The sequence below is a fragment of the Aeromonas genomosp. paramedia genome (assembly GCF_023093515.1).
In the GTDB taxonomy this organism is placed as follows: Bacteria; Pseudomonadota; Gammaproteobacteria; order Enterobacterales; family Aeromonadaceae; genus Aeromonas.
This window is the reverse complement of record NZ_JAAROG010000003.1, coordinates 93,850-108,241: the sequence shown is the minus strand read 5'-3', so window position 1 is coordinate 108,241 and position 14,392 is coordinate 93,850. Positions and strand designations below refer to the sequence as shown.

The window sequence follows — 14,392 nt, the reverse complement described above, 5'->3', positions numbered from 1 at the left end:
ACATCTTTAGACAGCACAGGGGCTGCGAAGCCTGGCGAGCGGCCATCGGCTGGCAACGGCAGGGCCCTTTGGCGCACAGGGTCGCACCAGAGCCCTGCATTTGCCTCTCTCACCACAAGGGGAAATTCCATGGATCATCTGATGCTGTTCGTGATTGTCGCCGTCTTTGCCATCTTCTATTGGGTCTATTACACCGGCAGTCGCAAGGGCGCCTGCACCACCCGCTGGGAGACGCTGCCCACCCGGGCGCAGTACCTGGCGGCCCACCCCGAGGCCGTCGATGGCGATATCATCTTCTGCATCCATTGCGGCCACCATCAGCAGCTCGAGGTGGGGGTGGTGCACCAGGCCGACTACCGGCGCCAGCACATCTGCCCCCGCTGCAAGCAGGCGCTCTACAGAGACGAGGAGCAGGAAGGGAGCGGCAGATCAGTCGTCGGCAGCAGACCAGGTTGAGGCGCATGCCGGGGCCGACGGCTGCCTCTCCTGCCACGCCTTGAGCGTCGCCACCGCCGCATCAAACGCCCCGGCCAGCCCCGCCGGATCGGCATCCCCCGCCTCCAGGGCGGCGCACTGCGCGGCAAAGTCATCCAGCCCGAGCGCCAGGGCACTGCCCTTGAGCTTGTGGGCCATCCCCTTGCGCTCTTCCCCCTCGCACCGCACCAGTGCGGCCACCAGGGCCGCCCCCTGGGATTCAAACAATCCGATGAGCTGACGGATGCGCTGACTGCCGAGCAAGGCCAGGTCGGCGTCCAGCACGGGGTTGGCGGCCTGGGGGGCCGGCGGGCTGACGGTGCCCTCCCTCGCGTCCGGCAGGGCCTGCGCTGTCTCTATCTGGAACTGACGGTCGATGGCGCTGGCCAGCGCCGCCAGACGCACCGGTTTGCCGACAAAGTCCGCAAAGCCCGCCTCCAGACAGAGACGGATATCCTCGGGGTACATCTGGGCCGAGATGGCGATGGCAGGCAGGGGGCGCTCGTGCACCTCCTCGCTGATGGCGGCCAGATCTTCGCGCAGGGACAGGCCATCCATGTCCGGCAGATTGATGTCGAGCAGCGCCAGATCGAAACTCCGCTCCGTCACCCGCGCCAGCGCCGAGCGCCCGTCTTCCGCCAGGGTGACGCAATGGCCCAGGCGCGTCAGCATGCCCTGCGCCACCAGCCGGTTGATCTCGTTGTCTTCCACCAGCAGGATCTCGCGAGGCTGGCCGAGGTGCAGCGGCTGGGCCGCGGTCGGCAGCTGGGCGGCCGAGCGTTGCAGGGGCAGGCTGAAGCTGAAGCGGCAACCCTCCCCGGGCCGGCTGGCAAGGCACAGCTCCCCCCCCATGGCGGCCACCAGCCTGCGGCTGATGGCAAGCCCCAGCCCTGTGCCCCCCTGGTGCCCCATGTCCCGCTTGCGCTGGCGGAACGCCTCGAACACCGCCTCCTTCTCCTGTTCAGGAATGCCGGGGCCGGTATCGCTCACCACGAACAGGATGCAGGGCTCGGCGCAGGGGCCGCCGCATGGGAGGGGGCTCACCTCGAGGCAGATCCGGCCCCTGGCGGTGAACTTGACCGCGTTGCCCAGGAGGTTCGCGAGTACCTGGCGCAGCTTGCCCAGATCCCCTTCTACCACGGGAGGCAGGGTGGGGGCGTACTCCAGCACCAGGGCCACCCCTCTTGCCTCTGCCTTGGGCCGGAACAGGGCGCTCAGCTCATCGACCAGCTGATGCAGCGGGAAGGGTTCCCGGCGCGCCTCCACGTGGCCCGCCTCGATCTTGGAGTAGTCGAGGATGTCGTTGAGGATCTCCAGCAGGGATTCGCCGCTGTGCTCTATGGCGGCGAGATAACGCCGCTGGGTCTCGCTGAGATGGGTGTCCTCCAGCAGGGTCAGCCCCCCCAGAATGCCGTTCATGGGGGTGCGGATCTCGTGGCTCATGGTGGCGAGGAAGACCGACTTGGCCCGATTGGCCTGTTCCGCCTCGGCGCGGGCCAGGCGCTGCTTCTCCACCTCTTCGTTGAGGCGCAGATTGGCATGGCTGAGCTGCTCCGTCCGCTCCACCACTCGCGACTCCAGCTCCCGCTGATAGCGGCCCAGCTCGACCGCATTGTCACGAAACACCTGCAGGGCCCGTCCCAGCTCCGCCAGCTCGTCACGGCCCGCACTGGCGATCGGGTCAAGGGGGGCCAGATCCCCCCGCGCCAGCCGGCTCATCCCCGCCACCGCGTGTTGCAGCGGCCAGACGATGCGGCCGTAGACCATGCGCCACATCAGCAGCATCAGCAGCACCAGGGTGAGCAGGCCAATGCCCATCAGGGCCTGCTCCAGCAGCCTGAGACGCTGGCTCAGTGCCTGCTGACTCTGCCCCAGGGAGTCGCGGGCACGGCTGACCAGGTCACCCACCTGCTGGTTGAGGCTGCTCATCAGGGCCTCATTGGCGCTGGCCAGCACCCGCAGCGCCTCCCCCTTGCCGAGCCAGTCGCTGCGCAGTTGCACCAGCTGGTCGCTCTGCGCCAGCACGGCGAGGGCCTGCTCCACCCCCTGGCGACGGGCCGGATCCGTCACCGCCCCGGCCCTCAGCTGCAATATCGCCAGCTCCCGCTGTCCATCTTGCAACAGTGCCTGCAAGCGCTCCTGCCGCTCGCCGCGCCAGATCTCCTCGATGCGCTGCTGCTGCATCAGGGTTCTGTGACGCAGCTCGGTCATCTGCTCCAGCCAGTCGAGATCCTGCTCCAGCAAGCGATCTATCGCTGCTGCGGCGGCGCGCCCCTGCAAGGGGTAGAGGGAGCCGAGCCCTGCCACCATCACGGTCTCTGCATTCTCCATCTGGCTGCGGGCAAGCTCCGCCACCTCGCCGGCTGCGGCCACCAGGCGGGCGCGCAGGTCGTTGCCTTGCGCCATCAGGGTCAGGCGCTCCCCCACCAGCCAGCCCTGCTGCCCCAGGTTGCCTATGATGCTCTGGCTCAGGGGGTGGAGCTGCTCCTGCACCTGCCTGTCCCCCTCACCGCCGAGCTGCGCCAGCAGGCGCTGCATCTGCTGTCCCTGCAGGGTGAGCAAGCGTCCCTGATGCTCGCGCTCCGCCTCGCTGGTCGCCGTGGCCAGCAGATGGGAGGCGCTCTGGATCTCGCCGCTCAGGCGCGCCAGGGTACGGGCCCGCTCCTGATCGGCCAGGGTCTGCTGCACCCCCTGCTCCAGCTGGCGCAGGTGGGTGAGCCCAATCCACCCGAGCAGGGAGGCGCTCAGGGTCAGCAGCGCCATCAGGGAGAAGGCCAGCAGCAGCCTGCCCCCCAGGCCGGAAAAGATTCTCACGCTCGGCACCTTGGTTGTGGTCGGCTTTGACCGGATAATGTGGACCCACACTTTAACAAAACCCCGGCTCATGCGAAGCGTCTATCTCTCCCTGTTGCTCATGCTGCTCCCTGGCCCCCTCCTCGCCTTCGAGGTGGATCACTGGCCAGGTGGCGCCTTCAGCGGCCAGCCCGTGCGCCTCCTGTGGCCAGGGCCAGCGCCTCTTCCATCTCCCCTGACCCTGTGCGCCCTCTATCCCCATCTGCGGGACGCCTATTGGCTGTCGGTCAATCAGGGCATGGTGGAAGAGGCGACACGGCTTGGGGTCAGCTTGCGGATCCACGAGGCGGGGGGCTACGGTGCCCTGGCCGAGCAGCGCCAGCAGTTGCAGCAGTGCGTGAGGGAGGGGAGCGACGCCATCCTGCTTGGCGCCGTGAGCTATGAGGGGCTAAGGGAGGCAATCACCGCCAGCCCGCTACCGGTATTCGGCCTGGTCAACGATCTGCCCGCCGGCCTGGTGCGTGCCAAGGTGGGGGTCTCCTGGTATCAGATGGGCTGGCAGATGGGGCACTGGCTGGCACTGCGTCACCCGGCGGGCAGCAAACCCGTCTCGGTTGCCCTGTTCCCGGGCCCCAAGAGCAGCGGTGGCAACAACGTGGTCGAGCCCGGTTTTGCCGATGCCATCCGGGGGAGCGCCATCAGGCTGGTGACCACGGCACGCGGCGACAACAGCCGCGAGATCCAGCGCACCCTGGTGCAGCAGACCCTGGCCCGCCACCCGGACCTCGACTATCTGGTGGGGGGCGCCATTGCCGCCGAAGTGGCGGTCAACGAGCTGGCCCAACGCCGGCTCGACCACCCCAGAGTGCTCGGCACCTACTTCAGTCACGGGGTGCAGCGCGGCCTGCTGCGGGGCAAGATGCTGGCGGCCAACAGCGATCAGATGCGGCTGCAGGGCCGCCTTGCCGTGGCCCAGGCCGTCTGCCTGCTACAGCATCCCGAGGCGGACGAGCAGCAGTGCCCCCGGGTGATGGGCCCCCCTATTCTGACCCTGGATGGCCCCCTGGCCGACACCGGCGACTCCCTCTCCGAGGGGGCTTTTCGCCCCGTCTACCGGGTCGGTGCCGCCCCAGCCGACCAATAGCCAAGCCAGCTGACTCAGGGAGCCAGCTCACCGGCAAACAGATAGCCTTCACCATGGACGGTGACAAAGAGCTGGGGATCCCGGGGATCCAGCTCCATCTTGCCCCGCAGCCGCCGGATCAGCACGTCTATGGTGCGATCGCTCGGGCCATCGCCGCGATGGCTGATGAGGGTCAGGATCCGCTCCCGGCTGAGCACCCGCCCGGGGTGGGCGACGAAGGCCACCAGCACCTCGTATTCGGCCTTGGTCAGGCGCACCGGCACCCCGTCCTTGCTGAGCTGGCGGCGGGGAATGTCGAAACGCCAGGGGCCAAAGCGCACCGCATCGTCAGCCACCGCAGGCTCGCTCGGAGAGGCGGCAGCCAACGAGATCCGCCACAGCAGATTCTTGACCCGCACCAGCAGCTCTCTGAGCTCGAACGGCTTGGTGACATAGTCATCGGCCCCCATCTCGAGGCCGACTATCCGGTCCACCGCATCGCTGCGGCCGGTGACCAGAATGATCCCGACCGTGCTGCGCGCCCTCAGTTCACGGGTCAGCAGCAGACCGTCTTCCCCCGGCAGGTTGATGTCCAGCATCACCAGATCGACCGTCTGCTCCGCCAGCACGGCGCGCATCTCCTGGCCGTTTTCCACCGCCGTCACCCGATAGCCCTCCCGCTCGAAATAGCCGGTCAGCTTCTCGCGGGTCACCGCATCATCTTCAACAACCAGAATGTGGTAGCTCATGGGCAGGGTTCACGAAGGTCGACAAGGGAGGATTATTCTATTCACATTTTGTCATAAATACCCCTATTTCGTTAATTTACCGCGGCAACCCTGTTCACAGCCTCTCCCTATCATGGCCCTCATCAAAAAGTCATGATGATGAGAGACAGCTATGAAAAAACTGTGGCACTTCCTGCGCACACCCAGCCGCCGCTGGTCGGTGCTGGCGCTGGTTCTGGCCGGCGTCGGGGTCACCCTGGCCGGCAGCGTCGGCCTGCATTACGGCTTCGAGAAGACCAGCAGCCTCGAGTTCTGTATCTCCTGCCACTCCATGAAGGACACCGTCTATCCGGAGTACAAGGAGTCCATCCACTTCAAGAACGCCTCCGGGGTACAGGCCATCTGTACCGACTGCCACCAGCCGAAGGATTTCGTCGGCAAGGTGGCCCGCAAGATGGAGGCGGCCAACGACCTCTATCAGGAGTACATAGGCCACAGCATCGACACCCAGGAGAAATTCGAGGACAGGCGCCTGCACCTGGCCGAGAAGGTGTGGGCCCGGATGAGCAGCCAGAACTCCAAGACCTGCAAGTCCTGCCACAGCTACGACAACATGGATCACGCCAAGCAGTCCCCGGCGGCAGCGCTGGCGATGAAGGATGCGGCGGCGAAGAACATGAACTGCATCGAGTGCCACAAGGGCATCGCCCACGAACTGCCCAACATGGCGGGGGGCTTCCGTGCCACCTACGCCACCCTGGCAAGCGAAGCGCAAGAGGCGCCAGCCGGCGACACCCTCTACACCCTGGGTGAAAAGGATCTCTATGCCAGCGAGCAGAGCACCGACCCGGTCGGCAAGCTGCTGCCCGCCTCCCGCATCGACGTGGTGGCCCGCAGCGGCGATCGCCTCAAGGTGACCATCGAAGGGTGGCGCGAGCGCGACGGCAAGGGCCGGGTGCTGAGCGAATACATGGGCAAACGGGTCTTCGTCGCCACTGTCCGTGACGAGCTGAAAGCGAGCGAGAAAGTGCTCAAGCAGGAGACCGACAGCGCCACCCATATCCAGTGGGAGCAGGTGCAGGTACAGGCCTGGGTCGATGGCAAGGGGCTCGAGCCCTCCCTCAAACCCATCTGGGATTACGCCGGCGAGATGTACAAGTCCACCTGCAACTCCTGCCACGGCGCGCCGGACCCGGCTCACTTCACCGCCAACGGCTGGATCTCGGGGCTCAAGGCGATGTCCGCCTACTACCGCCTGAGCAAGGAAGAGGAGCGCACCCTGCTCAAATACCTGCAAAACCATGCCGCCGACACCGGTGGTCAGGGCAGCCACTAATTCCGGATTCGAGTTCCGGATCCGAGAGAGGAATAACAAGATGATCAACATTTCCCGTCGTGGTTTTCTGGGTGGCTTGCTGGCCAGCGGTGCCTCTGCCCTGATCGGCCCCTCCCTGCTCGGTCGCGCCGTGATGGCCGCCGAGTCCGGCGACAAGCTGGTGCAATCCGGTTCCCACTGGGGCGCCTTCCGTGCCCGGGTGGTGGACGGCCGCTGGGTCGAGACCCTGCCGTTCGAGCATGACAAGCACCCCACCGAGATGCTCAAGGCCCTGAGTGAGGTGGTCTACAACCCCTCCCGCATCCGCTACCCCATGGTACGGCTGGACTGGCTGCGCAAGGGCCACCAGTCCGACACCAGCGAACGCGGCCAGAATCGCTTCGTGCGGGTCACCTGGTCACAGGCGCTGGACTTCTTCTATCACGAGCTGGAGCGGGTGCAGAAGACCCATGGCCCGAGCGCCCTCTATGCCGGTCACTCCGGCTGGCAGTCGGTGGGCAAGCTGCACTCCGCCGGCGCCATGCTGGGGCGCGCCATGAACCTGCACGGCACCTATCTGGCCAAGGCCGGCGACTACTCCACCGGCGCCGCCCAGGTGATCCTGCCCCACGTGGCAGGGGCCATGGAGGTGTACGAACAGCAGACCTCCTGGCCGCTGGTGCTGGAGCACAGCAAGACCATAGTCATCTGGGGTTCAGATCCCATCAAGAACCTTCAGGTGGGCTGGCTGGTGCCGGATCACAGCGTCTACGACTACTGGGCGCAGCTCAAAGAGAAGGTGGCCAAGGGCGAGATCCGGGTGATCAGCATCGACCCGGTCAAATCCAAGACCCAGAAGTACCTCAACTGCGATCAGGTGACCCTGAATCCGCAGACCGACGTGCCGCTGATGCTGGGCATAGCCCACACCCTCTACAGCGAGAAGCGCCACGACGAGGCGTTCCTGAAGAACTACACCACCGGCTTTGACAAGTTCCTGCCCTACCTGCTGGGCACCAGCGATGGTCAGGTGAAGGACGCCGAGTGGGCCGCCGCCATCTGTGGCGTGCCTGCCGAGACCATCCGCGAACTGGCCCGCACCATGAGCAGCGGCCGCACCCAGCTTATCGGCGGCTGGTGCGTGCAGCGCATGCACCACGGCGAACAGTACGCCTGGATGCTGGTGGTACTGGCCTCGATGATTGGCCAGATCGGCCTGCCGGGCGGTGGCTACGGCTTTGGCTGGCACTACAACGGGGCGGGCACCATCACCTCCAGCGGCCCCATCATGTCCGGTTTCAGCTCGGTCATTCCCGGGGTCAAGCCGCGCCATGACGGCGACTGGAAGGGCTACTCCAAATTCATTCCGGTGGCCCGTTTCGTCGACTGCATCCTCAATCCGGGCAAGACCATCGCCTTCAACGGCCAGACCATCACCTACCCCCACATGAAGATGGCGGTGTTCTGCGGCAACAACCCCTTCCACCACCAGCAGGATCGCAACAAGATGGTCGCGGCCTGGCGCAAGCTGGAAACCGTGGTCAGCATCGATCACCAGTGGACCGCCAGCTGCCGCTTCGCCGACATAGTGCTGCCCGCCACCACCACCTATGAGCGCGATGACATCGAGCAGTGGGGCTCCCACTCCAACGCCGGCATTCTGGCCATGTACAAGGTGGTGGAGCCGCTGTTCGAGGCGCGCGATGACTATGACATCTTCGCCGATCTCTGCCGTCGCTTCGGTCGCGAGGCCGAGTTCACCGGCGGCAAGAGCAAGCTGGAGTGGATCCAGAGCATCTATGACGACGCCCGCCTGCAGGGCCGCGGCATCGGCATCCGGCTGCCCCGCTTCAGCCAGTTCTGGCACGGCGAAGGCTTCGTCACCTTCCCGGCGGGCCAGCCCTGGGTGCGCCACGAGTCGTTTCGTCAGGAGCCGGATCTGGAACCGCTGGGCACCCCGTCCGGCCTTATCGAGATCTACTCCAAGACCATCGCCGACTACGGCTATGGGGATTGCCCGGGCCACCCGGTCTGGATCGAGCCCTACGAGCGCTCCCACGGCGGGCCGGGCAGCGCGCGTTTCCCGCTGCACCTGCAATCCTGTCACCCGGACAAGCGGCTGCACAGCCAGCTCTGCTCCTCCGACAACTACCGCGCCACTTACACGGTGCAGGGTCGCGAGCCCGTCTACATGAATCCGCAGGACGCCAAAGCGCGCGGCCTCAAGGACGGCGATCTGGTGCGGGTGTTCAACGGCCGCGGTCAGGTGCTGGCCGGTCTGGTGGTGAGCGATGACTACGCCCCCGGCGTCGTCAGGATCCAGGAGGGGGCCTGGTATGGCCCGCAAGAGGGCGGCAAGGTCGGCACGCTCTGCACCTACGGCGATCCCAACGTGCTGACCGCCGACATCGGCTCCTCCAGCCTGGCGCAGGCCACCACAGCTCATACCGCGCTGGTGGAGATCGAGAAGTTCCGCGGACAGGCGCCCGCCGTCACAGCCTTCGGCGCGCCCGAGTCGGCAAAGGGCATCGACCCCATGTTCCCGGCACTCTGACCCCAGGGGGACGAAAGCGCCCCCTTGAGTTTCCTTTATTTTTAAAGTCGTTAGAATCGGGAGCCATCAAGGCTCCCGATTGCCATCCACGGAGGAAAAATGCAGGAATTTATGGCTACCAGCGAACGCCGGGCCCAACTCTACTGGTGGTTCTCCACCCTGTTTGCCGCCGAACTCAGTGATGAGCAGATCGCCGAATATGACACCTATGACGTGCGAAGCTTCCTGAAAAGCCTCTCCACCCTGGATCCCATGCGCGAGGCAGTGACCGAGCTCAACGACGCCATCGCCCGCCTGCTGGTGCGCACCGATCGCCAGCTGGAGCTCGCCGCCGACTTCGCCGGCCTCTTCCTGGTGGATCCCAAGCAGGGCGCCCTGCCCTACGAGTCCCTCTACCGGGGCGAGGCCAAGCTGATGATGCAGGCCCCCATGGCCGAGATGCAGGCCCGCCTCGATCGCCTCGGCATCAATGTCAGCGACAAGTACAAGGAGCCCGCCGATCACCTGGCCATCGAGCTGGATCTGATGGGCAACCTCATCATTCGCGCCGCCGAGGCGACCACAGCCGCCGAGCGGGCGCAATGGCTGCAGGAGCAGGAAGCGCTCTTGCACCACCATCTGCTGGGCTGGTTCGACAAGTTCGAGACCGCCTGTCGCGCCGCCGACCAGTTTGGCTTCTACGGCGCCAGTGCCCGTCTGCTGGGGGTCTTCCTCACCATGGATGCCAACTACCTCAGCCTGGTCAAGCCGGCACAGTCCGCCGACTAAGCCTCGCATGAAGACAGCCCTGTTTCTGATTGCATGCTGGCTGCTGGCCCTGATCCCGCTGGATCAGGGCCTGACCCCCCTCGCCGTCCTGCTGTTCCACCCGGACAGGGAACTGTACGGCGCCGCCCAGCTGACCGGCTTTGGCGGCATTCTGCTCACCCTCTACCTTGCCAATCTCGGCGTGGAAGTGGTGCTGCGCCGCCGCTTCCAGATAGCGGGCATGCTGACCCTGCTGGTGGCCTGGATTGGCTTCATCAACAGCAGCGGCAGCGAGTCACATTTCCTGCTGCTCTACCTGCTGGCCCTGCCGTTCCACCTGCTCGGCTGGCTGGTGCTGGTGCGCGGCATTCAGGCATTCGGCCGCCAGAAAGGCTGACATCCCCTTGATTTGACATCATTCCCAGACTTTTTCTTCCTCTTGAAACTTCCTGCCATACTGACACAGTCATCTAAATGACAATGAAATCAATTCAGGAGCCTCCATGGAAAAAGTGCTACCCGAATCGGTTCAGACACTGCATTTGTCAGGCCCGTTATCCCTTCATGAATGGCAACAACTGTTCGAGCTGGCACCCTTTGGGATAGGGGTCTTCGATCGTGACTTCAGGTGCCGTGGCGTCAACGGTATCTTCACCGAGCTGAGCGGTCTGGCGCAGGGGGATCACCTCGGCAAGACGCTGTTTGACATCACCCCGGCCCAGGCGCCCATGCTGCTCCCCCGGCTCAAGCAATTGCTCGATGGCGCCCCCCGGGCCGAGCTGGATCTCGGCTGTATCCATGTCTCCCGCCCCGGCGGGCCGAGGCGCTGGCAGATGAGCTGCAGCCCCCTGATGGACGCGACAGGGCTCTTCAATGGCATCTTCCTCATCGCCCGCGATCTCACCCAGGATCCCCGCGCCTACCTGGGCCTGACCCGCTTCACCGGGGAGATCCAGGAGACCAGCAGCCTGCATGCACAGCGGCTCTACCAGGCGGAGGCCAGGCTCCACCACCTCTCCTATCACGACCCCCTCACCGACCTTGGCAATCGCAGCCTGTTGCAGGAGCGGCTCGCACTGGAGATGGAGACGGCCAGGCTCAACCGGCTGCCCCTCGCCCTGCTGTTCATCGATCTCGACGGCTTCAAGCTGATCAACGACAACCTGGGGCACAGTGCCGGGGATCTGCTGCTCAAGCTGCTGGCGGAGCGCATCCGCCACAGCCTGCGCCCGGGGGATCTCGCCACCCGGCTCGGCGCAGACGAATTTCTGGTGCTGCTGCCCGACATCGGACAGCCCCAGGAGCTGGTGGGGCTGATCGAGCGGCTGCAACACAGGCTCCACGATCCGGCCGACATAGGGCAGGAGCGGGTGAGGCTCTCCGCCAGCATAGGGGTCGCCCTCTACCCGGATCATGGCCTGACCCCGGACAGCCTCATCAGTGCGGCGGACAATGCCATGCATGAGGCCAAGCGCCGGGGCCGCAACGGCCATCGGTTCTACTCCCCCGAGATGATGACGCAGATGAGGGAGCGGATGGCCCTGGAGCAGGGGCTGATCAAGGCCATGGAGCAGCAGCAGTTCCGCCTGCTGTACCAACCCATGACGGATCTGGCCAGTGACAGCCTCAGCGGCCTCGAGGCCCTGGTGCGCTGGCAGCACCCGAGCGAGGGCATCATCTCTCCCGCCCGCTTCATTCCGGTGGCCGAGGAGTGCGGCCTGATAGAGCAGTTGGGGGAATGGGTGATGCGCACCGCCTGCCAGCAGGGACAGCGGTGGCTGGCGGAGGGGTTCGCCGTGCCCAGGCTGTCCGTCAATGTGTCGGTGAGGGAGATGCGCTCCCCCGACTACGTGGACAGGGTCACCGCCATCCTGGCGCAGACCGGCTTCCCGGCAGAGCGGCTGGAGATCGAGGTCACCGAGAGCATCATCCAGAGCGTGGATCAGAGCCTGCGGCTCTTTACCCGCCTCAAGGCGCTGGGAGTGCAGATCGCCATCGACGACTTCGGCACCGGCTTCTCTTCCCTGAGCCTGCTCAAAAGCCTGCCCATAGACCGCATCAAGATAGACAGGGCCTTCGTGCAGGCGCTGCCCGACGACAGGCACAGCCGGGAGCTGTGCCGCACCATAGTCAGCCTGGCAGACAGCCTCGGCATGGCGGTCACGGCGGAAGGCATAGAGACCCAGCCCCAGCGCCAGTTCCTGCAATCCCTGCGCTGCGAGGAGGGCCAGGGCTACCTGTTCAGCCATCCCCTGTCCGAACCCCACATGACCTCCATGCTCGCCACAGGGCATTGACGATCCCGGATAGCCCAATGACAGAAGGGAGCCTCAGGCTCCCTTCTTCGCGATCCCTCGGCCATGTCGACCGGCCCCTCTCGTCGCTATCCAAAAGTCTAATTGCCCTCCCGTGCCAAAGGTATAAGTTGTTACTCAATCATTACAAAAATGTATTCACAGGAGTGAGAGATGAGCGAGAGCAAGGTCTATCCGGTCAAGGCCCACATAGGTAGCGACGCCCTGCTGGACAAGGAAGGTTATGAAGCCATGTACCTGGCGTCGGTGCAGAACCCGGACGCCTTCTGGGGGGAGCAGGGCAAGATCCTCGACTGGATGACGCCCTACACCCGTGTCAAGAACACCTCCTACGATCCGGGCCACGTCTCCATCAAGTGGTACGAGGATGGCCTGCTCAACGTGTCGGCCAACTGCCTGGATCGCCACCTGGCCCAACGCGGCGACAAGGTCGCCATCATCTGGGAAGGGGACAACCCGGCCGAGGATCGCAAGATCACCTATCGTGAGCTCCACACCGAGGTGTGCAAGTTTGCCAACGTGCTCAAAGCCCAGGGGGTCAAGCGCGGTGACATGGTCTGCCTCTACATGCCCATGGTGCCGGAAGCTGCCATCGCCATGCTCGCCTGTACCCGCATCGGGGCGGTGCACAGCATCGTCTTCGGCGGCTTCTCGCCGGAGGCGCTCTCGGGTCGCATCATAGACTCAGGCTCCTCCATCGTCATCACAGCCGACGAGGGCCTGCGCGGCGGCCGCCCCATCCCCCTCAAGAAGAACGTGGATGAGGCGCTCACCCACCCGGATACCAAGGTCAGCAAGGTGATCGTCCTCAAGCGCACCGGCGGCAAGGTCGCCTGGCATGACCACAGGGACATCTGGTGGCACGACGCCGTCGCCGCTGCCAGCCCGGATTGCCCGCCCGAAGCCATGGGCGCCGAGGATCCCCTGTTCGTGCTCTACACCTCGGGCTCCACCGGCAAGCCCAAGGGGGTGCTGCACACCACGGGCGGCTACCTGGTCTATGCCGCCCTCACCTTCAAGTACGTGTTCGACTATCACGAGGAGGACATCTACTGGTGTACCGCCGACGTGGGCTGGGTCACCGGCCACTCCTATCTGGTCTACGGGCCGCTCGCCAACGGCGCCACCACCCTCATGTTCGAAGGGGTGCCAAACTACCCGGCCACCAACCGCATGAGCCAGGTGGTGGACAAGCACCAGGTCAGCATCCTCTATACCGCACCCACCGCCATCCGCGCCCTGATGGCCAAGGGCAAGGAGGCCGTCGAAGGCACCTCCCGCACCAGCCTGCGCATCATGGGCTCTGTGGGGGAACCCATCAACCCGGAAGCCTGGGAGTGGTACTACCGCACCATCGGCGACGAGCGCTGCCCCATCGTCGACACCTGGTGGCAGACCGAGACCGGCGGCATCCTGATAAGCCCGCTGCCCGGCGTCACCGCCCTCAAGCCCGGTTCCGCCACCCGTCCCTTCTTCGGAGTGCAGCCGGCCCTGGTGGACAACCTGGGTGAACCGCTGGAGGGCGCCACCGAGGGCAACCTGGTGATCACCGACTCCTGGCCGGGCCAGATGCGCACCGTGTTCGGCGATCACGAGCGCTTCGAGCAGACCTACTTCTCCACCTTCCCGGGCCGCTACTTCACCGGCGACGGTGCCCGTCGCGACGAGGATGGCTACTACTGGATCACCGGTCGGGTGGATGATGTACTGAACGTCTCCGGCCACCGCATGGGCACCGCCGAAATCGAGTCGGCCCTGGTGGCCCATCCGAAGATCGCCGAGGCGGCCGTGGTGGGGGTGCCCCATGAGATCAAGGGTCAGGGCATCTACGCCTATGTCACCCTGATCGCCGGGGAGGAGCCGAGCCGCGAGCTGCACAAGGAGGTGAAGGAGTGGGTGCGCAAGGAGATAGGCGCCATCGCCACCCCGGATGTGATCCACTGGGCCGAGGGGCTGCCGAAGACCCGCTCCGGCAAGATCATGCGTCGTATCCTGCGCAAGATCGCCACCGGCGAGACCGACAGCCTGGGAGATATCTCCACCCTGGCGGATCCGGGTGTCGTGGACAAGCTGATCCGCGAGAAGTCGGAAGCGGCCTGATCCCCTTCGCTTGCTGCACGACAAAGCCGGCCCTGTGCCGGCTTTGTCGTGTCTGGAAAGCCTGAAGAGGTGGATGCTGCGGCAGAGCGGCTTCGGGCACCGCCATGCTCAATAAATGGCCAGATGTAGAGATTAGACCAGTAAAATGCTGCTAATTTTCACGAAATCAATATAATTGCGAAATCTGTGTGCCAGGGCACACCGCATTGTGCAGAAAGTGGCTAGATTTTTGGTGGTCCACAG

General features: G+C 65.1%; 9 protein-coding genes and 2 pseudogenes. 9 read left to right on the top strand and 2 right to left on the bottom strand.

Annotation, left to right across the window (positions count from 1 at the left end; all coding sequences use genetic code 11):
* The first annotated feature begins 129 nt into the window (after positions 1-129).
* Positions 130-456 carry a hypothetical protein gene (locus tag HB860_RS02950; RefSeq protein ID WP_247625702.1) on the top strand — a complete coding sequence of 109 codons (327 nt, stop codon included), beginning with the start codon at positions 130-132 and terminating at the stop codon, positions 454-456.
* Here HB860_RS02950 and torS read toward each other — a convergent pair.
* Entirely contained in the window at positions 430-3,288 is a 2,859-nt protein-coding gene (torS, locus tag HB860_RS02945) for a TMAO reductase system sensor histidine kinase/response regulator TorS (protein ID WP_247625701.1), read from the bottom strand. The genes HB860_RS02950 and torS overlap by 27 nt on opposite strands.
* 70 nt (positions 3,289-3,358) lie before the next feature.
* Between torS and torT the strand changes: the two genes are divergently transcribed.
* Positions 3,359-4,411 carry a TMAO reductase system periplasmic protein TorT gene (gene torT, locus HB860_RS02940; protein ID WP_247625700.1) on the top strand — a complete coding sequence of 351 codons (1,053 nt, stop codon included), beginning with the start codon at positions 3,359-3,361 and terminating at the stop codon, positions 4,409-4,411.
* Between the two features lie 14 nt (positions 4,412-4,425).
* Here torT and torR read toward each other — a convergent pair whose 3' ends face one another.
* Entirely contained in the window at positions 4,426-5,139 is a 714-nt protein-coding gene (torR, locus tag HB860_RS02935) for a two-component system response regulator TorR (RefSeq protein ID WP_247625699.1), read from the bottom strand.
* A gap of 151 nt (positions 5,140-5,290) precedes the next feature.
* Here torR and torC point away from each other — a divergent pair, with 151 nt between their 5' ends.
* The 7 genes and pseudogenes from torC (at position 5,291) to acs (ending at position 14,149) form a co-directional block, all read left to right on the top strand.
* The gene (gene torC, locus HB860_RS02930; protein ID WP_139437305.1) at positions 5,291-6,454 is read left to right on the top strand and encodes a pentaheme c-type cytochrome TorC; all 1,164 of its coding nucleotides are present in this window, start codon (positions 5,291-5,293) and stop codon (positions 6,452-6,454) included.
* Between the two features lie 40 nt (positions 6,455-6,494).
* The gene (gene torA, locus HB860_RS02925) at positions 6,495-8,987 is read left to right on the top strand and encodes a trimethylamine-N-oxide reductase TorA (protein WP_247625698.1); all 2,493 of its coding nucleotides are present in this window, start codon (positions 6,495-6,497) and stop codon (positions 8,985-8,987) included.
* A gap of 99 nt (positions 8,988-9,086) precedes the next feature.
* A complete protein-coding gene (torD, locus tag HB860_RS02920) occupies positions 9,087-9,755 on the top strand; it encodes a molecular chaperone TorD (protein ID WP_247625697.1) in 669 nt (222 codons plus the stop codon).
* Positions 9,756-9,762: 7 nt separating this feature from the next.
* Positions 9,763-10,131: a hypothetical protein gene (locus HB860_RS02915; RefSeq protein WP_247625696.1), complete on the top strand. Its 369-nt coding sequence runs from the start codon at positions 9,763-9,765 to the stop codon at positions 10,129-10,131.
* Positions 10,132-10,237: 106 nt separating this feature from the next.
* Positions 10,238-10,630: pseudogene (locus HB860_RS22340) on the top strand (PAS domain-containing protein); the annotation flags it as partial.
* Between the two features lie 93 nt (positions 10,631-10,723).
* Positions 10,724-12,031 (top strand): annotated as a pseudogene (locus HB860_RS02910) (putative bifunctional diguanylate cyclase/phosphodiesterase); the annotation flags it as partial.
* Positions 12,032-12,202: 171 nt separating this feature from the next.
* A complete protein-coding gene (acs, locus tag HB860_RS02905) occupies positions 12,203-14,149 on the top strand; it encodes an acetate--CoA ligase (RefSeq protein ID WP_247625694.1) in 1,947 nt (648 codons plus the stop codon).
* The last annotated feature ends 243 nt before the right edge of the window (positions 14,150-14,392 follow it).